This is a genomic window from Catenulispora pinisilvae (assembly GCF_015356865.1).
Classification (GTDB): domain Bacteria; phylum Actinomycetota; class Actinomycetes; order Streptomycetales; family Catenulisporaceae; genus Catenulispora; species Catenulispora pinisilvae.
Genome location: NZ_JAAFZA010000029.1, coordinates 49,876 through 67,582, shown reverse-complemented (window position 1 = coordinate 67,582; position 17,707 = coordinate 49,876). Strand labels below are relative to the sequence as shown.

The following is a 17,707-nucleotide window of genomic DNA, read 5'->3' as shown; positions in this document are numbered from 1 at the left end:
GGGGTGGCCGAGGAGGCGGACGACGGCCGTGCGGGCGCGGAGGGCGCGGCAGCGGACGGCGTGGGGCCGGACGCCGCGGGGGTAGCGGGCGCAGCGGTAGCCGACGGAGACGGGGCGGCGGCCTTCGGAGCCTGCGAGGTCGGCTTCGGCGACTGCGAGTGCGAGTGCGAGCGAGGCTGAGGCTTGGCGGGAGGCGGCGTGCCGGCGCTCTGGGCCGCTATTGCGGCGGCGCCAGAGGCAGAGGGCTTCTTGGCGGCCGCGGTGGAGCTGGCCGGGGCGGAAGCTGAAGCGGCGCCTGTCGAGGCCGGAGCAGCGGCGGCCTTGGCCGCAGGGACTGTGGCAGCGGGCGCGGAGCCGGCGCCCGCTGTGGCAGCGACGCCACCGGCAGCAGGAGCAGCGCTGGCGGGCACAGCAGCAGTACCGGTGACAGCAGGAGCAGGGGCATCGGCAGCAGAGCCGGGGACGGCGGGAGCAGTGCCGGCTGGCGCAGAAGCCTCAGCAGCAGTGCCGTTTGCATCAGGCGTGCCACTGGCCTGCGCGGCAGAAGTCCCGGTCAAAGCATCCCCAGCCGCGCCACTAGTGCCGCCGGCAGCCTTCCCGGCCGTCCGGCCACCAGCCCCGGAGCCCTTGCCTCGCCCCGTCTTACCCGACTTCGCAGCAGCGTCGTGCCCTGTGGCGGCCGTCCCGTTCGCCGCGGCGTCGTCGCCGCCGTTCGCACCGGTCCCGGCCGTCGATCCGACCTGCTCCTTCGTCGCCAAGCGGGGTCCCTCTCACTCCAGTGGGTTCGCCCAGTGTAACGACCGCTCAGTAGACATTGTTTCCCAGTCGGAGCAAGACCCAGCTCAGACCACCAGAAGCGTGTGGATCGCGGCCTCCGGGACCGCCGCTTCGAAGCGCTCGCGTCCGTGTAGGAAGCCCAGTTCCATCAGCACCGCCAGTCCCACCGGTTCGGCGCCGGCGTCGCGGACCAGGTTGGCCGCCGCGACGGCGGTGCCGCCGGTGGCCAGGATGTCGTCGACGATCATCACGCGTTCGCCCGGTTCGAAGGCGTCGCGGTGGACCTCTATCGTCGCGGTGCCGTACTCCAGGTGGTAGTCCTCGCGGTAGGTGTCGCGCGGGAGCTTGCCGGCCTTGCGGACCGGGACGAAGCCGACGCCGGCCGCCAGCGCCACCGGCGCCGCCAGAATGAAGCCGCGTGCTTCCAGCCCCGCGACGCGGGTGGCCCCGGCCGCGCGCACCTGCTCGGCCATCGCCTCGACCACCGGGGCGAACGCCGACGGGTCGCCGAGCAACGGGGTGATGTCCTTGAAGACGACGCCCGGCTGCGGGTAGTCCGGGACGTCGAGAATGCGAGTGGCGAGGACCTTGGACAGGTCCCCGCCACCGGGGTTTTCGGGGAAGCTCACTCCGGTGAGCTTACCCTGCGCGATCACCGCTTCCGGCCGCCCGAAGGGGGCCGTCGGCGGTGCCGCGAAGCGCGTCAGCGCGGCTTCCCGCGCTCAGCGCCGCGTACGAAGCCTCAGCCGCGTACGAAGCCTCAGCTCCGTGCGAAGCCTCACCGCCCCGCGCGGGGCCTCACCGCCGCTTGCCGCTAGGCCGGTTCCGCCCGCGGTCCCCGCGCACCGGCTGGTTCCGCGGCCCACGCGGCACCTCGCGCCCGGAACTCTCGGCCGCGCCGGCCGCCTCCAGGTCGCCCTCGCCCCCCGCGCCGGCGAGCCCGGGAGCGAGCCGGTCCTGCGTCGGCACCCCGCTGCGCTCGGCCCTGGCCGCCGCCTTGTTCTGCGCGCCCAGCGCCTTGCGCTTCAGCGTGCGCATCTCCGGCTCGCGCTCCTTCAGGTCGGCCAGCAGCGGCGTCGCGATGAAGATCGAGGAGTAGGTGCCGACCGCGATACCGACCAGCAGGGCCAGCGCCAGGTCCTGCAGCACACCGGCGCCGCCGCTGACCACGGTGCCGGCGAACAGCAGCGAGGCCACCGGGATCAGCGCGATCAGCGAGGTGTTCAGCGAGCGGATCAGGGTCTGGTTGACGGCCAGGTTCGCGGCCTGGGTGTAGCTCTGGTCGGTCTTGGCCGAGCCCAGGCCCTTGGTGTTCTCCCGGACCTTGTCGAACACCACGACCGTGTCGTAGAGCGAGTAGCCCAGGATGGTCAGGAAGCCGATGACCGTGGCCGGGGAGACCTCGAAGCCGATCAGGGCGTAGATACCGGCGGTGATCACCAGGTCGTGGATCAGGGCGATGATGCCGGACAGCGCCATCTTCCACTCGTAGAAGACCGCCAGGTACAGCATCACCAGCGCGACGAAGATGATCAGACCCTCGATCGCCTTCTGGGTGATCTCGTGGCCCCAGGAGCCGGAGACCAGGGTGACGCCCACCGCGTTCGGGTCCTTCGCCCCGCTGTCGGTGGCGATCACCTGGCGCACCTGGGCCAGTTGGTCGGAGCTCAGCGGGGTGGTCTTGACGATGATGTGCTTGCCGGCGGAGTCGGTCGAGGTCTGGACCGTCGGGTCCTTCACGATCGCGCCGACGCCGTCCTGGATCTTGCTGACGGTCTGGCTGTTGGAGTTCGGCGCCACGATGTCGAACTGCGACCCGCCCCGGAAGTCCAGGGTGAAGTTCAGCCCGAGCGTGAGCAGGGACACGATCGAGATGAGCAGAAGCGCCCCGGACAGGCCGTACCAGCGCTTCTGCTTGCCGATGAAGTCATAGGAGACCTCGCCGCGGTACAGGCGGTTGCCCCAGCTGTTGTGGGCGGACATCAGGCTTCCATCCCTTCCGCAGAGCCCCCGCGAGCGGCGGCACGGCGGTCGACGATCGTCTGGCGGATGCCCGGCGACTTCTTGACGCCCAGGCGGTTGGGGTCCAGGCCGGACCACGGGTGTCCGTCGTTGAAGAACTTTCGGCGGGCCAGCAGCGTGACGATCGGCTTGGTGAAGGTGAACACCACCACGATGTCCAGCAGCGTGGTCAGGCCGAGGGTGAACGCGAAGCCCTTCACGGTGCCGACCGAGACCTCGTACAGGACGAAGGCGGCCAGGAAGGACACGAAGTCCGAGGAGATGATCGTGCGGCGGGCCCGGACCCAGCCGTGGTCCACGGCGGTTCGCAGGGTTCTGCCTTCCCGCACCTCGTCGCGGAGCCGTTCGAAGAAGATGACGAACGAGTCCGCGGTGATGCCGATCGCGACCACCAGACCTGCGACACCGGCCAGCGAGAGCCGGAAGCTGATCGCCGAGCCCAGCAGGCTGACCAGGGAGTAGGTCAAGATGGCGGAGATCACCAGCGAGGACACGGCGACGATCGACAGACCGCGGTAGTACGCGATCAGGTACAAGATCACCAGCACCATGCCGATGCCGCCGGCGACCAGGCCCGCGGTCAGCTGGTTACCGGCCAGCGAGGCCGAGATCTGCGAGACGTTGCCCTGGTCGAAGGTGATCGGCAGCGAGCCGTACTTCAGCACGTTGGCCAGGTCCTGGGCCTGCTTCTGGGTGAAGGTGCCGGTGATCCGGGCGTTGCCGTCGGTGATCGGCTGCTGCACGGTGGCCGCGCTGTAGACGGTGCCGTCCAGGTCCACGGCGAACTGGCCGCCGTTGCCGTTCAGCTCGGTGGTGACCCGGCCGAAGTCCGCGGCGCCCTTGCTGTTGAAGGACAGGTCGACTTCCCACTGGCCGGTCAGGAACGCGTTCGAACCGCCGGCGGTGACCGCGTTGGCCGAGGCGCTGGACAGGTCCTTGCCGTCCACGTCGGCCGGCTCCAGCAGGTAGGGCTCGTGGCTGGTGAAGTCACAGCCGACCGAGAACTGGTTGGCGGCGAACATGCTGCCCAGGGTCGTCGGCGGCTTGGTGCAGTCGATGGTCTCGTACAGGTTCAGCGCCGTGGCGTTCGGCGTGGTCTCCTTCACCGTGCCGTCCGGCGCGGTGGCCGGGGCGCTCGGCGCCGCGCTCGGCGAGGCGGCCGGGGACGACGGGTTCGCCGCCGGGGTCGAGGGCGGGGTCGAAGGCGTCGACGCCGCGCTCTTGGAGCCGCTGGCCGAGCTCTTGGAGCTGGCGGTCGACGCGGTCGAGGAGCCCGACGGGGTGTCGGAGCTGGCGACGTCGGAGTCCTTCAGACCCTGGTCGGCCACCCGGTGCTGGGTGGAGGAGGAGGTGCCCGAGGGGGTGCTCGGGGTGCTCGCCTTCGATGAGGAGGACGTCGTCGCCGAGGAGCCGCTGCTCTTGGACGACGGCGTGCTGGACGCCTTGGAGCTGGACGAGCCGGACGGCGTGGTGGCCCCGGACGGGCTCGGCGTCGGCGAGGACGGCGCGGCCGTGGGCGGCGCCACGGTGCTCCGGGCCGGGACCCCGTACTGCGTCGGGTCGGCGACCACGACGCGGAAGTACAGCTTCGCGGTCTGGCCGAGCTGCTTGAGCAGCTCCGAGGAGTTCTTGCCGGGCAGGTCGACCTCGATCGCGTTGTTGCCCTGCTTGGTCACCTCGGCCTCGGACACACCCTGGCCGTTGACCCGGTTCCGCATGATCTGCAGCGCGGTGTCCATGTCGCCGGTCGCCGGGGCCTTGTTGCCCTGGGCGGTCATCGTCATCGTGGTGCCGCCGGCCAGGTCGATGCCGAGCTGGGGGGTCTTGTGCCCGGTGCCGATCATGGTGCCGACCAGCGCCATGATGACGGCGGCTAGCACCGTCAGGGGTGTCCATGGGCTCGTCTTGCGGTTCCGGGACCGCGGAGCCTTCGATCCGGCCAAGGGATTCGTCCGTCTCTTCGTGTCGTGTCGTGTCCGGCGCCGGCGCGTCGGTCACACCCCACGCCGCCCCGCCGCCGGGACCGGTAGTACACGGTCCGTGGCGGCGGTGCGACCTTACAGGTTTTCGGTGAGGAAGCCTTTTCCGTTGCCGAGCCTTTTCGCGACAGCGGTCACGACTTCGCCGGCTCGGCGTCCTTGACCTCCCCAGCCGGCTTGAGGTCGGTGGCCGCGTCCGCGGTCTCCTCGGCGCTCTGGTCAGCGGACTCGTCGGACTCGTCGGACTCGGCCGGGACGGAGTCCTGGGCCTGGGCCGGCACCGCGTCCTGGACGGAGCGCTTCTCAGCCGCCGGGGCGTCGCCGATGCCGCCGGGGGTCGGCGCGTCCTCAGCCGACTCGGCGTCCTCGGCGCTGTCGTCGGCGGTGTCCTCGTCCTCGAGGATGACGCCGACGATCGCGGGCTTGCCGAACTTGATCCGCGTACCCGGGGTGGTCTCCACGATGGCCCAGTCGTCACCGACCTCGACGATGGTGCCCATGATCTGGGCCGTGGTCCGCACGTACGCACCGGGCTGAAGGTGCTGCTGCATGTCGGACTGCTGCGAGCGCGCCCGCTTCTGCGGCCGGATCATCATGAAGTAGAACATCGCCCCGATCAGGACGATCCAGATCAGGAAAACAGGAGATCCCATAGGTGTCGCTGGTCCTTGTTGAAGACCGCCGGCGCCGGGCCGGGAGGTCGCTGATGGGCGGTGGGGGGCACCGCCCGACTCGCGGGAGTTTATGCGAGCCGATACGCCCCGAACAACGGTCCGGGGCCTTCGGCCGGTTCCCGTGACCCAACGTAGTCGAAATCATCCGGAACTTGTGAACCGCATAGGGTCCCGAGCGCCGCAAGTCCCCTGGTGGGACTCCCGAGAACGATGTTGTCGCGCCGCCTGGCGTGATATGCCCGATATCAAGCGGTAATCGGCGCGCTTCACCTGATCACGGGGCGCTGAGGCCGAAATGCGCCCACGCCGCGGCGGTCGCGATACGGCCCCGCGGCGTCCGCGCGAGCAGGCCCTCCCGCACCAGGAACGGCTCGGCCACTTCCTCGACCGTCTCGGACTCCTCCCCCACCGCCACGGCCAGGGTGGACAGCCCGACCGGGCCGCCGCCGAACAGCTTGAGCAGCGCGTGCAGCACGGCGCGGTCCAGCCGGTCCAGGCCGCGCTCGTCCACCTCGTAGACGGCCAGCGCGGCCCGCGCGATCTCCAGGTTCACGGCGCCGTCGGCTTTCACCTCGGCGTAGTCGCGCACCCGCCGCAGCAGCCGGTTCGCGATCCGCGGGGTGCCACGCGAACGCCCGGCGATCTCCTTCGCGCCCTCGGCGTCGATGCGCACGTTGAGCAGGCGCGCGGAGCGGTTGACGACGTACTCCAGATCCTCGGCGGAGTAGAACTCCAGATGCGCGGTGAACCCGAACCGGTCGCGCAGCGGCGCGGGCAACAGGCCCGAGCGCGTGGTGGCGCCGACCAGCGTGAACGGCGGCAGCTCCAACGGGATCGCGGTGGCCCCGGGCCCCTTGCCGACGATGACGTCGACCCGGAAGTCCTCCATCGCCATGTACAGCATCTCCTCGGCGGGCCGCGACATCCGGTGGATCTCGTCGAGGAACAACACCTCGCCCTCGGCCAGTGAGGACAGGATCGCGGCCAGGTCGCCGGCGTGCTGGATGGCCGGCCCGGACGTGATCCGGATCGGCGCCGCCATCTCATTGGCGATGATCATCGACAGCGTCGTCTTCCCCAGCCCGGGCGGCCCGGACAGCAGGATGTGATCAGGCGCCGCCGCCCGCAGCCGCGCCGCGTCCAGCACCAGCGACAACTGATCGCGCACCTTGGGCTGCCCGACGAACTCGGCCAGCCGCTTGGGCCGCAGCGCCGCCTCGGCCGCCTGCTCCTCGGCGTCGCCGCTGACGGCGGCGCCGGAGACGAGGCGTTCGGTTTCCTGTTCCACGGCGGCGGTTCTCCTGGGGGGTGTGCTCGGGACGGACTCGGGGTCCATCGTGTCAGGGCGCTCCGACTGAAGCGATGGCCAGCCCCGGCTACTTCTTCATCGTCCGCAAAGCAGCCTTCAACAACGGCCCGAGCTGCACCGTCTGCCCAGCCGCCTCCTGCTCGGCGGCCAGCGGGCCGACCGCCGTGACCGCGTCGTCCGCCTCCCGCGCCGTCCAGCCCAGGCCGGTCAGCGCCTCGAGCAGTTGAACGCGCCAGGAGCCCAGGCCGGCGCGGCTCCAGCCGTTGTGCGTCTGGCCCGGGACGGCGCCGGTGGGCGGGCCGAGGCGTTCCTTGAGCTCCAGGAGCAGGCGCTGAGCGCCCTTCTTGCCGATGCCCGGGACCTGGGTCAGGGCGGCTTCGTCGCCGGTCATGAAGATGGTGCGCAGGGTGTCCGGGGAGTGCACCGAGAGCATGGCCTGGGCCACCTTCGGGCCGATGCCGCTGGCGGTCTGCACGAGTTCGAAGGTGGCGCGCTCGTCGTCGGTGGTGAAGCCGTAGAGGGTCAGCGAGTCCTCGCGGACCACCAGGGCGGTGAAGAGTTTCGCCTTCTCCCCGACGGTGAGGGCGGCCAGCGTGCCGGGGCCGCAGTGCACGAGCATGCCCACGCCGCCGACCTCGACCACCGCGCTGGTCGGGGTCACCGAGGCCACCGGGCCGGATACGAAGGCGATCACGCGCCACTCCTCACTGTGCTGATCACTGTGCTGAATTCATGAAAGCGCTCACCGCTGCTTCGCGATCGCCGCGGCCAGCCGGTTCTGCGCGGTCCCGCGCCAGATGTGGCAGATGGCCAGGGCCGCGGCGTCGGCGGCGTCGGCCGGCTTGGGCGGCTCGGGCAGCCGCAGCACCCGCGCCACCATGGCCGCCACCTGGTCCTTGTCGGCCCGCCCGGATCCGCTGATCGCCGCCTTGACCTCGCTCGGCGTGTGCAGCGCGACCGGCAGTCCGTGCCGGGCGGCCACCAGCATCGCCACCGCGCTGGCCTGCGCGGTGCCCATCACGGTCCGCACGTTGTGCTGGCTGAAGACCCGCTCGACCGCGACCGCCTCCGGCCGGTGCTCGGCGAACCACTCCTCCAGCCCGGTCTCGATGGCCAGCAGCCGGCGCGAGAGGTCCATGTCCGCCGGGGTGCGGATCACGCCGACCCCGACCAGCGTCAGCGGCCGCCCGGGCGTGCCCTCGACCACCCCCACGCCGCACCGCGTCAGTCCCGGATCGACCCCCAGCACCCGCACGCGCGACCGACCTCCGTTGCGACAAACAGCAGTTCTCTTGTGCAGGGAAGCCTAGACGATTGATTCCTGGGGGTTCCGGCAAGCAGGACCGCCAGCCGACAAGCAGTTTTGCGAAACGGCTCAGCAGCAAGCATGGGCGACCCGGACGGCCGCCCTCAGCCCTGGTTGGCTTCGGGTGGCCGGCCGGGGCGGCCAGGCGCCGCTACTGTGCCCTTGGCAGCCAGAGGCTGCGTGTCGTTTCGCGCCGGTACCCCCAGGAATCAATCGTCTAGCGGCGCGGACGGACACAGCGACGGAGCCGGGCCGCCATCAGCGTGCCCGGCTCCGAGGGAGAGCTGCGCCTATCAGGCGTCGATCTTCTCCATGACGTCGTCGGAGACGTCGAAGTTGGCGTAGACGTTCTGCACGTCGTCGCTGTCCTCCAGGGCCTCGATGAGGCGGAACACCTTGCGCGCGCCGTCCTCGTCCAGCTCCACCTGCACCGACGGCAGGAAGGAGGACTCGGCCGACTCGTAGTCGATGTCGGCGCCTTGCAGCGCGGTGCGCACCGGGATCAGGTCGGCGGCCTCGCTGACCACCTCGAAGGCCTCGCCGAGGTCGTTGACCTCCTCGGCGCCGGCCTCCAGGACCGCCAGCAGGACGTCGTCCTCGGTCAGGCTGCCGGACTTGGGGACGATCACCACACCCTTGCGGGTGAACATGTACGACACCGAGCCCGGGTCGGCCATCGAGCCGCCGTTGCGGGTCATGGCCACCCGCACCTCGGAGGCGGCGCGGTTGCGGTTGTCGGTCAGGCACTCGATCAGGACCGCCACGCCGTTCGGGGCGTAGCCCTCGTACATGATGGTCTGCCAGTCGGCGCCGCCGGCCTCCGCGCCGGACCCGCGCTTGACCGCGCGGTCGATGTTGTCGGCCGGGACCGAGTTCTTCTTGGCCTTCTGGACCGCGTCGAAGAGCGTGGGGTTACCCGTCACATCTCCGCCGCCGGTCTTGGCGGCGACTTCGATGTTCTTGATCAGCCGGGCGAACAGCTTGCCGCGCTTGGCGTCGATGACCGCCTTCTTGTGCTTGGTGGTCGCCCATTTGGAGTGGCCGGACATTACCCCTGCTCCCTAACTACGAATTCATTCAGGCCGAGCCGCGGTCGTGCACCATCGCCACGAAGAACTCGTGGATCCGGCGGTCCGCGGTCAGCTCCGGATGGAAGGACGTCGCCAGCAGGTTTCCCTGCCGGACCGCGACGATCCTACCGATTGCCGGGCCACTCGTGACGCGAGCCAGCACCTCGACACCGTCTTCGACGCTCTCCACCCACGGCGCGCGGATGAAGACACCAGCCAATTCGCCGATGCCGTCGAAGGCGATCGGCTCCTCGAACGACTCGGTCTGTCGCCCGAAAGCGTTGCGCCGCACGGTGATCGGCAGCCCGCCGAAGGTCTGCTGACCGGCGGCGGCGTCGGTGATCCGGTCGGCCAGCATGATCATCCCGGCGCAGGTGCCGAAGGCCGGCATCCCGTCGGCGATCCGCTTGCGGACCGGCTCGAACATCTCGGCCGTGGTGGCGAGCTTCCACATCGTGGTGGATTCCCCGCCCGGCACGATCAGCGCGTCGACCGACTGCAAATCGTCGGGGCGGCGCACCAGAGCGCTGCGGGCGCCGATCGCCTTCAGGGCCGCGACGTGCTCGCGGAAGTCGCCTTGCAGCGCGAGCACGCCGATCACCGGGTCAGCTGTGGTCGCCATGCACTACCAGCCGCGCGAGGCGTAGCGCTGCTCGGCCGGCAGCGTGTCCAGGTTGATGCCGACGATGGCCTCGCCGAGGTTGCGGGAGACCTTGGCGATCAGGTCCGCGTCGTCGTAGTGCGTGGTGGCCTCGACGATCGCCTTGGCGCGCTTCTCGGGGTCACCGGACTTGAAGATGCCGGAGCCGACGAAGACGCCCTCGGCGCCGAGCTGCATCATCATCGCGGCGTCGGCCGGGGTGGCGATGCCGCCGGCGGTGAACAGCACGACCGGCAGCTTGCCGGTGCCCGCGACCTCCTTGACCAGCTCGTACGGCGCCTGGTGGTTCTTGGCCGCCAGGAACAGCTCGGAGGAGTCCAGCGTCGTCAGCCTCTTGATGTCGGCGCGCAGCTGGCGCATGTGCCGGGTGGCCTCGACCACGTTGCCGGTGCCGGCCTCGCCCTTGGAGCGGATCATCGCCGCGCCCTCGGCGATCCGGCGCAGGGCCTCGCCGAGGTTGGTGGCGCCGCAGACGAAGGGGACGGTGAACTCCCACTTGTCGATGTGGTGGGTCTCATCGGCCGGGGTCAGCACCTCGGACTCGTCGATGTAGTCCACACCGAGCGCCTGGAGCACCTGGGCCTCGACGAAGTGGCCGATCCGGGCCTTGGCCATGACCGGGATGGAGACCGCCTCGATGATGCCGTCGACCATGTCCGGGTCGCTCATCCGGGCCACGCCGCCGTCCTTGCGGATGTCCGCGGGCACCCGCTCCAGCGCCATCACCGCGACCGCGCCGGCGTCCTCGGCGATCCTGGCCTGGTCGGGGGTGACGACGTCCATGATCACGCCGCCCTTGAGCATCTCGGCCATGCCGCGCTTGACGCGGGCGGTACCGAGTTCGGGGGCCTGCGAGCTGGTCTCGTTCACGGACACGGTGGACCTCACAAGGGAAGGTAGATTAAATAACTGCCGGATGAGCGGACTGCCTCCGGAGCACCATCCTAGAGGGCGCGCAAGTGTGATCCACCTGACAATCTGGCCAGGTCAGGATGCGGGAGTGGACGGTGAGGCGACTTGCGTCGGCTGGGACTCGTCAGAACCGCAGGTCCGTGATGGTCCTTACACACACCGTGCCCCTTACGCGCCTCTTACCGCGCCCCGCACGCCCGAGACTACCCGGCGGCCATCCCGCGCAAGCCGACCGGTTCCTCGTCGTCCATCTCGAACTGGTCCGGGAACGGCGCGTGTCCGGCCAACCGGAACCACCGCACCAGCCGCTGCCGCCGCAGCACCCACGTGACGCGCACGGCGTCGTTGTAGAAATGCCGTGACAACTGCACCCGCCGGCAGGCCGAGTCCAGTTCGACCAGCAGCGCGCCCCCGCCCGGCCGCTCCTTGAGCGCCAGGCTCTCCTTGGGGTCGTCGAAGACGTCGCGCAGCACCCGGGTCAGGTTCGTCTCCGCGAGGTCGCGGCTGTCCGCGGCGGCGTCGCGCGCGGTGTGCGCGGCGTCGTCGAGCAGGATCGAGGCGGCCGGGTCCAGCAGCCGAGAGGCCGCCAGGTCCAGCGACACCGAGGCCCGCCGCACGAGCTGCGCGTCCAGCGCGGCCCAGGCCGCGTCGCGCCGGGTGTGCAGACGGTCCAGCCGGTTGGCGGTCCAGCTGAGGTAGAGGCCGATGAGCAGGACGACCGCTGCGGCGTAGACGAGGACGGACACGGTTGGTCAGCCTAGTGGGCCGGGGGTGGTCTGGGCCCCTCGGTCGATGAGGGGGCGGGAAAGTACCGCGCACAGCGCAACCCCGGCTGAGCGCAGCGGTGGCTCTCAACCCTGCGTAGCGCGCGCTCGGTAGGCCGCGACGGTCGTGCGGCTCGCGCAGGCGTTGCCGCAGAAGCGCCGCGTGCGGTTCCGGGACTGGTCCACGAAGTAGTTTCCACAACCCGCCGCGGCGCAGCGGCCCAGCGTCACCGCCGGATCGCCGGCCGCCACCAGGGCGAGCTTCGCCGCGATCAGCTGGCCCAGCCAGCGCTCGGCGGGGGCGCCGTCGCGGCTGAAGTGGATGTGGAGGACGCCGTCGTGGTCGGACAAGTGCATCTCCGGCGGGTAGTCGCGCAGGAGCCGGTGGACCGCGTCGGGGGCGTCGCCGTCGACGAGCTGAGCCAGCGCGGTGCACACCAGGTCGGCGAGGCCGCCGTAGGTGCCGTCGGGCGGCGGGACGACCTCGTGTTCGTCGAAGAACGCCGCGACCAGTTCGCCGTCCAGGTCCAGCGTGGCGGTGTTGGCCAGCTCGACCGCGAGTCGGGTCACGTTTCCTATGTAGTCACCGTATTGCACTTGACCGCCTACATCGCCGATTCCTACTGTAGGCTCCATGATAGCTGACACCACCTACATAGCTCGGCGTTTGTGGCTGCTCGGAGAGTGGGACGCGGCGCTGGCCGCGCTGGCCCCCGACACCGAACCCGAGCTGCGCGCCGAGATAGCCGTGGAACGCTGGTTCTTCCAGTTGGCCGGGCACGACGAGGCCGAGCAGGCCGTCGCAGCCCTCGACCCGGCCTCGCCGGCGGCCCAGGTGCTGCGGGCGCGCCTGGCCTACAGCCGCCTGTTGTTCCGCCGCGACCCGCGTCCGGACGACCGCGCCGACGCCGAGGCCGGATTCCGGAACGCGGTGCGGGACGGCGACCGGGCCACCCGCGGCTGGGCCGAGTTCCACTGGGGATGCCTGCTCGACAACGTCGACGGGGACGCCGGCGGCGCGGTCCCGCGCTTCGAGGCGGCGCTCGAAGTCGGGGTGAAGGAGCGGGACGCGCGCTTGGAGTCCATCTGCGTCCGCCACCTGTCCGCACACCGCGAGCCCGCGGAGGGCGTCCAGATGCTGCGACGCTCGCTCCACCTGCGCGCGGCGCTCGGCGCCCGGGCGCTGACCCTCGCGGCACAGGCCGCGCTGGCCTCCGCGCTGCCCGAGGACGATCCCGAGCGCGCCGACCTGGTCCAGACCTACAGCGTCAGCGCCGAGGAGCTGCGGATCCCCTGGCTGCTCGGCGGTGCGACCGGCAGCACTGAGAGCTTCGAGGACTTCGAGGATTTCGAGGGCTGAATCAGGCAGCGAAAACGGCCCGGGTGGACCACCCGGGCCGCGCGACAGCCGTGGAACCTCAGGGCTCCAGCAACTCGGCCGCGCTCAGCGCCTCCACCTCGGCGGCCCGCGCCACCGAAGCCGGATCCGTCGTCACCATCTCGTACACCGCGAGCAGGTCCGCGGCCACCACCGACCAGTCGTAGCGGCGCACCGCGAGCGAGGCCGCCTCCGACAGCCGCGCGCGCTCCTTGGCGTCGCCCAGCAGCTCGATCGCGTCCTCGGCCAGGGCGTGGGCGTCGCCGACCGGGAACGTGCGGCCGACCGTGCCGCCCTCCAGGACCAGCTCGAAGGCGTCCAGGTCGCTGGCCAGCACCGGCGCTCCGGCGGACATGGCCTCGACCAGGATGATGCCGAAGCTCTCGCCGCCGAGGTTGGGCGCCACGTAGACGTCCACGCTGGAGAGCAGGCGTGCCTTGTCCGTGTCGGAGAGCCGGCCCAGGAACTCCACCTGGCCGCGCACCGCGTCCGGCAGGAACGCCGCGGCCTCCTCGGTGTCGCCGCCGCCGAGGACCAGCAGGCGCACGCCCGGGCGGGCCGCGGCGATCTCCGGGAACGCCTCCAGCAGCGTGGCCAGGCCCTTGCGGGATTCGTTGATGCGGCCGATGAACGCCAGCGTGCCGCCCTGCCCGGGCTGCGTCTGCCACTCCGCCTTGGGCTCGGCGCGTTCGTAGAAGCCGACGTCCACGCCGTTCGGGATCACCACCGCGTCGCCGCCCAGGTGCTCGACCAGGGTGCGGCGCGCGTATTCGGACACGGCGATACGGGCGCTGATCTTCTCCAGCGTGGGCTGGAGGATCGGGTACGCGACCGTCATCGCCCGCGAGCGCGGGTTGGCGGTGTGGAAGGTGGCCACGATCGGCCCAGAGCCGGCCCAGCAGGCCAGCATCGACAGGCTCGGCGAGGACGGCTCGTGCACGTGCAGCACGTCGAACGCGCCGTCGTGCAGCCAGCGCCGCACCCGCGCGGCGGACAGGAAGCCGAAGTTCACGCGCGCCACCGAGCCGTTGTACGGCACCGGGACCGCACGCCCGGCGTGGGTGACGTACGCCGGCAGCGAGGCCTCGTCGTCGGCCGGGGCCAGCACCGAGACCTCGTGGCCCAGCCGGATCAGGTGCTCGGCCAGGTCCCGGACGTGGTTCTGCACGCCGCCTGGGATGTCCCACGCGTAGGGGCAGACCACGCCGATTTTCACGACGCCCCCTGGGACGGCGACGACTCCGCCTCTTCGGGCTTCGGCTCCGCGGGCTCTGACTCTGCGGGCTCAGTCTCTGCGGGCTTCGCCTCTGCGGAGTCCGGCTCCGCCGGCTTCGCCTTGGGTGCCTTCGCCGGATCCAAGTCCGCGAGGAAGAACTTCTGCATCATGTGCCAGTCCGCCGGATGCGCCGCGATCCCCTCGGCATAAGCGTCGGCGAGCTGCTGGCACATCACGGCCACCTTCTCCGGCCGCTTCCCGTCCTCCGGAACCGGAATCTCCAGCCCCACCCTTATGCTCATCTGCCCATACGACGGGTACCACAGCTGCACCGGCAGCAGCGCCGCCCCGGTCTGCACCGCCAGCGCCGCCGGCCCGGCCGCGATCCGCGTGGCCTCGCCGAACATCGTCACCTGCGCGCCGCTGGCGCTCAGGTCCCGGTCGGCGACCAGGGCGACCGTCTTGCCGGCCCGCAGCCGCCGGGCCAGCGTGCCGAACACCGACGGGCCCCCGTCGTGCGGCAGCACTTCCATGCCCAGGCCGCGCCGGTAGTCCAGGAACTTCTCGGCCACCGACTCCGGCTTCAGGTGCTCGGCGACCGTGGTGAAGCCCTCGCCGGTGAAGTGCACCAGCCACACCCCGGCGTGGTCGTAGTTGCCGGTGTGGCCCAGGGCCAGGATCGCCCCGCGGCCGGAGGACATCGCCGCCTTCAGCCGCCCTATGTCCTCGGCGGGGAAGTCGACGCCGCTCATGATGCGCTCGCGGCTCCACGTCGGCACGCGGAACTGCTCGCAGTACTGCCGCAGCGCCGACCGCATGGCCTGGTGCGAGACCGCGCGCAGCGCCGCCTCCGACGTGTCCTTGCCCAGCACCCGCAGCAGGTTCTTCTCCAGCTGCCGCACCTGGCCGCCGCGCCGGGCCCACAGCCGGTCGGCGATGAGGTCGAACACCCGGTAGGCCGCGCGCTCCGGCAGCAGCTTCACCGCCCCCCACGCCGCCCCGTACCCCCAGCTGACCAGCCGCTCCTTGGCGCTTTCCGTACGCACGGTCCCCTCGCTCACGCGACCGCCTCCCCCTTGAGCAGTTGCTTGCGGACCAGCATCACCCGCTGCACCAGCGTGACGAAGGACCCGATGGCGATGGCCCACAGCGTGACCGCCTGGATGTAGGGCACGCCCAGCCCGGACAGGCCGGTCGCCACCAGCGACCCGACCAGCCGCTCGCTGCGTTCGACGTAGCCGACGTTGGCGTTCACCCCGAGCCCCTCGGCGCGGGCCCGGGCGTAGGACACCACCGCGCCCAGCGCCATGATCGCCAGACAGAGCCCGAACATCACCGGCTGGTTCCCGCCCCGGGCGAACCAGTACGCCAGCCCGCCGAAGATCGCCGCGTCCCCGAGCCGGTCCAGCGTGGAGTCCCAGAACGCCCCGAACTTGTCGGTGCGCTCCAGAATCCGCGCCATCGTGCCGTCGATCAGATCGGAGAACACAAACGCGGTGATGACCACCGTCCCGACGAAGAACGACCCGCGCGGGTAGAAGCACAGCGCCCCGGCGATCACGCCGAGCGTGCCGACCAGAGTCACCGCGTCCGGACTGATCCCGATCTTCAGGAAGAACCGGGCGGTCGGGGTGAAGATGGCGGTGAAGAAGGCACGCGCGTAACGGTTGAGCATGACCGTCCTGAAATCGGGTACGTGGGGTCAGTGGGGCGTCTGTCCCGCGGCCAGCCGACCGCGAGGCCATCATAGGGGTCCGGCCGCCTCCGGCTACCCTCGGTGGCCGGGCGGGACCGTCCCGGCCCGACCCCCTCGCACCCGTCGTCAGGCCTGGTCGAGCGCCTGGTTCAGGGCGGAGACCGCGGCCCGGACCATCGCCGTCAGCACTGAGGTGCTCAGGCCCACCCCCCAGACCTCATGACCATCCACCCGGGACCGGATGTAGCAGGCGGCCACGGCGTCGGCGCCCTGAGCCACCGCGTGCTCGGAATAGTCGAGTACTTCGAACCGGATCCCGGCCTTCGCCAGAGCGACGATCAGCGCCGACAGCGGCCCGTTCCCTGAGCCGGATACCGGGATAACACTGCCGTCGGCGCGGATCACGCTCGCCCCGACCCGGTGGCCGCCCTCCGGGAGCTCCTGGAACGCCGGCTCGGTCAGCTGCCACGGGCCGTCCTCCCCCGGCACCACATACGTCGCCCGGAACAGCTCCCACAGATCCTTCGGCGCCATCTCCTGACCGTGCTGGTCGGTGGCCCGCTGCACGACCTTCGAGAACACCGGCTGGAACTCGCGCGGCAGGTCGACGCCGTAGTGCGTGCGCAGCAGATAGGCCATCCCGCCCTTGCCGGACTGGCTGTTGACCCGGATCACGCCCACGTAGCCGCGCCCGACGTCCGCCGGATCGATCGGCAGGTACGGCACATCCCACGGCGCCTGGTCCGGCGGCACTCCCAGCTTGGCGGCCAAGGCGGCGTGGTGCGCCATGCCCTTGTTGATGGCGTCCTGGTGCGTGCCGGAGAACGCGGTGTAGACGAGGTCGCCGCCGTAAGGGTGCCGCACGTGGACCGGGATCCGGTTGCACTCCTCGACCACGGCCTTGATCGCGTCGATGTCGGAGAAGTCGATCATCGGGTCCACGCCCTGCGCGTGCAGGTTGAGCCCCAGCGTCACCAGGTCCACGTTGCCGGTGCGCTCGCCGTTGCCGAACAGGCAGCCCTCGACGCGCTGCGCCCCGGCCAGCACCGCGAGCTCGGCACAGGCCACGCCGGTACCGCGGTCGTTGTGCGGGTGCACGGACAGGATCACGTCCTCGCGGCGGGCCAGGTTCCGGCTCATGTACTCGATCTGGTCGGCGTAGATGTTCGGCGTCGCCACCTCGACCGTGGCCGGCAGATTGTGCACCACGGGGCGGTCGGCACAGGCGTCCCAGATCTCGGTGACGCGGTCGCAGACCTCGAGCACGTAGTCCGGCTCGGTCAGGTTGAACACCTCAGGGGAGAACTGGAAGCGCATCCGGCCGGCACCCGAACCGTTTCCCGCCCCCGAGCGCTGGTCGGCGAGCTTGGCGACCAGTTCCGCGGCGTCCTCGATCAAGGCCTTGACCTCGGCCCGGCTGCCCCGCAACACCAGGTCGCGCCAGGCCGGCGCGGTCGCGGTGTAGAGGTGGACCAGCACGTTCGGCAGGCCGCGCACCGAAGCGAAGGTCCGCTCGATCAGCTCGGGCTTGGCCGGGGTGAAGACGGAGATGGTGACGTCCTCCGGGAGGTCGTCGCGGGCCGCCAGCGAACGGACGAAGTCGAAATCCGTCTGGCTGGCCGAGGGATACGCGACCTCGATCTCCTTGTAGCCCATCAGCAGGAACAGGCCGAACATCCGGGCCTTGCGCTCGGTGTCCATCGGCTCGGCCAGCGCCTGGTTGCCGTCCCGCAGGTCCACCGGGACCCACAGCGGCGCGGCGGTGAAGCGGTTGTCGGGCCAGGTGCGCGCGGGCTGTGTCTTCGCGGCGAGCGGGACGTCCACCCGGTCGAAGACGCTCCGGTAGCGATGCGAGGGCATCTGGCTGGGCTGCTGGGGATTCCACGGCGGGGTCAGGGCTCGGGTCGTCATGCCCCCGAACGGTAGCACTCCTCAGACAAGCT

Annotated in this window: 18 protein-coding genes; 2 read left to right on the top strand and 16 right to left on the bottom strand. The window is 70.8% G+C overall.

The window, feature by feature from the left end:
- Positions 1 to 180: hypothetical protein (locus tag IZR01_RS50345; RefSeq protein ID WP_228559179.1), on the top strand; the 180-nt coding region annotated here is incomplete at its 5' end.
- 662 nt (positions 181 to 842) lie between these two features.
- On the opposite strand, the gene IZR01_RS11015 is transcribed toward IZR01_RS50345, so the two are convergent.
- The 12 genes from IZR01_RS11015 to IZR01_RS53140 all read right to left on the bottom strand — a co-directional run bounded on the left by IZR01_RS11015 (position 843) and on the right by IZR01_RS53140 (position 12,044).
- Positions 843 to 1,406: an adenine phosphoribosyltransferase gene (locus IZR01_RS11015; protein ID WP_194892600.1), complete on the bottom strand. Its 564-nt coding sequence runs from the start codon at positions 1,404 to 1,406 to the stop codon at positions 843 to 845.
- A gap of 169 nt (positions 1,407 to 1,575) precedes the next feature.
- Positions 1,576 to 2,760 (bottom strand): protein translocase subunit SecF, encoded by a 1,185-nt coding sequence (secF, locus tag IZR01_RS11010; RefSeq protein ID WP_194892601.1) that lies wholly within the window; start codon positions 2,758 to 2,760, stop codon positions 1,576 to 1,578.
- Positions 2,760 to 4,679, bottom strand: a complete 1,920-nt coding sequence (gene secD, locus IZR01_RS11005) for a protein translocase subunit SecD (protein WP_323746178.1) — start codon at positions 4,677 to 4,679, stop codon at positions 2,760 to 2,762. Before secD ends, secF begins: the two co-directional genes overlap by 1 nt.
- Positions 4,680 to 4,912: 233 nt before the next feature.
- Positions 4,913 to 5,431, bottom strand: a complete 519-nt coding sequence (gene yajC / locus IZR01_RS11000; RefSeq protein ID WP_194923743.1) for a preprotein translocase subunit YajC — start codon at positions 5,429 to 5,431, stop codon at positions 4,913 to 4,915.
- 295 nt (positions 5,432 to 5,726) lie between these two features.
- On the bottom strand, positions 5,727 to 6,788 hold the full coding sequence (ruvB, locus tag IZR01_RS10995) for a Holliday junction branch migration DNA helicase RuvB (protein WP_228559177.1): 1,062 nt from the start codon (positions 6,786 to 6,788) through the stop codon (positions 5,727 to 5,729).
- Positions 6,789 to 6,828: 40 nt separating this feature from the next.
- Complete coding sequence (gene ruvA, locus IZR01_RS10990) at positions 6,829 to 7,455, bottom strand: Holliday junction branch migration protein RuvA (protein WP_194892604.1); 627 nt, start codon at positions 7,453 to 7,455, stop codon at positions 6,829 to 6,831.
- Positions 7,456 to 7,503: 48 nt separating this feature from the next.
- Entirely contained in the window at positions 7,504 to 8,016 is a 513-nt protein-coding gene (ruvC, locus tag IZR01_RS10985; protein ID WP_194892605.1) for a crossover junction endodeoxyribonuclease RuvC, read from the bottom strand.
- A 344-nt stretch (positions 8,017 to 8,360) separates the two neighbouring features.
- The gene (locus tag IZR01_RS10980; protein WP_194892606.1) at positions 8,361 to 9,116 is read right to left on the bottom strand and encodes a YebC/PmpR family DNA-binding transcriptional regulator; all 756 of its coding nucleotides are present in this window, start codon (positions 9,114 to 9,116) and stop codon (positions 8,361 to 8,363) included.
- Positions 9,117 to 9,144: 28 nt separating this feature from the next.
- The gene (gene pdxT / locus IZR01_RS10975) at positions 9,145 to 9,759 is read right to left on the bottom strand and encodes a pyridoxal 5'-phosphate synthase glutaminase subunit PdxT (RefSeq protein WP_194892607.1); all 615 of its coding nucleotides are present in this window, start codon (positions 9,757 to 9,759) and stop codon (positions 9,145 to 9,147) included.
- 3 nt (positions 9,760 to 9,762) lie between these two features.
- Positions 9,763 to 10,674 carry a pyridoxal 5'-phosphate synthase lyase subunit PdxS gene (gene pdxS, locus IZR01_RS10970; protein ID WP_194892608.1) on the bottom strand — a complete coding sequence of 304 codons (912 nt, stop codon included), beginning with the start codon at positions 10,672 to 10,674 and terminating at the stop codon, positions 9,763 to 9,765.
- Positions 10,675 to 10,913: 239 nt separating this feature from the next.
- Positions 10,914 to 11,456: a LemA family protein gene (locus tag IZR01_RS10965; protein WP_194923742.1), complete on the bottom strand. Its 543-nt coding sequence runs from the start codon at positions 11,454 to 11,456 to the stop codon at positions 10,914 to 10,916.
- Positions 11,457 to 11,561: 105 nt separating this feature from the next.
- The gene (locus IZR01_RS53140) at positions 11,562 to 12,044 is read right to left on the bottom strand and encodes a CGNR zinc finger domain-containing protein (protein ID WP_323746976.1); all 483 of its coding nucleotides are present in this window, start codon (positions 12,042 to 12,044) and stop codon (positions 11,562 to 11,564) included.
- Between the two features lie 64 nt (positions 12,045 to 12,108).
- Between IZR01_RS53140 and IZR01_RS10955 the strand changes: the two genes are divergently transcribed.
- Complete coding sequence (locus IZR01_RS10955) at positions 12,109 to 12,834, top strand: hypothetical protein (protein WP_194923740.1); 726 nt, start codon at positions 12,109 to 12,111, stop codon at positions 12,832 to 12,834.
- Between the two features lie 58 nt (positions 12,835 to 12,892).
- Here IZR01_RS10955 and IZR01_RS53135 read toward each other — a convergent pair whose 3' ends face one another.
- From IZR01_RS53135 to leuA, 4 genes are all read right to left on the bottom strand, one after another.
- Positions 12,893 to 14,068, bottom strand: a complete 1,176-nt coding sequence (locus IZR01_RS53135; protein WP_194892612.1) for a glycosyltransferase family 4 protein — start codon at positions 14,066 to 14,068, stop codon at positions 12,893 to 12,895.
- Entirely contained in the window at positions 14,065 to 15,129 is a 1,065-nt protein-coding gene (locus IZR01_RS10945; RefSeq protein WP_323746975.1) for a phosphatidylinositol mannoside acyltransferase, read from the bottom strand. Before IZR01_RS10945 ends, IZR01_RS53135 begins: the two co-directional genes overlap by 4 nt.
- Positions 15,126 to 15,743 carry a phosphatidylinositol phosphate synthase gene (pgsA, locus tag IZR01_RS10940; protein WP_194892613.1) on the bottom strand — a complete coding sequence of 206 codons (618 nt, stop codon included), beginning with the start codon at positions 15,741 to 15,743 and terminating at the stop codon, positions 15,126 to 15,128. The genes IZR01_RS10945 and pgsA overlap by 4 nt, the downstream gene beginning before the upstream one ends.
- Before the next feature lie 147 nt (positions 15,744 to 15,890).
- Positions 15,891 to 17,675 (bottom strand): 2-isopropylmalate synthase, encoded by a 1,785-nt coding sequence (gene leuA, locus IZR01_RS10935; RefSeq protein ID WP_228559175.1) that lies wholly within the window; start codon positions 17,673 to 17,675, stop codon positions 15,891 to 15,893.
- Positions 17,676 to 17,707 lie beyond the last annotated feature (32 nt).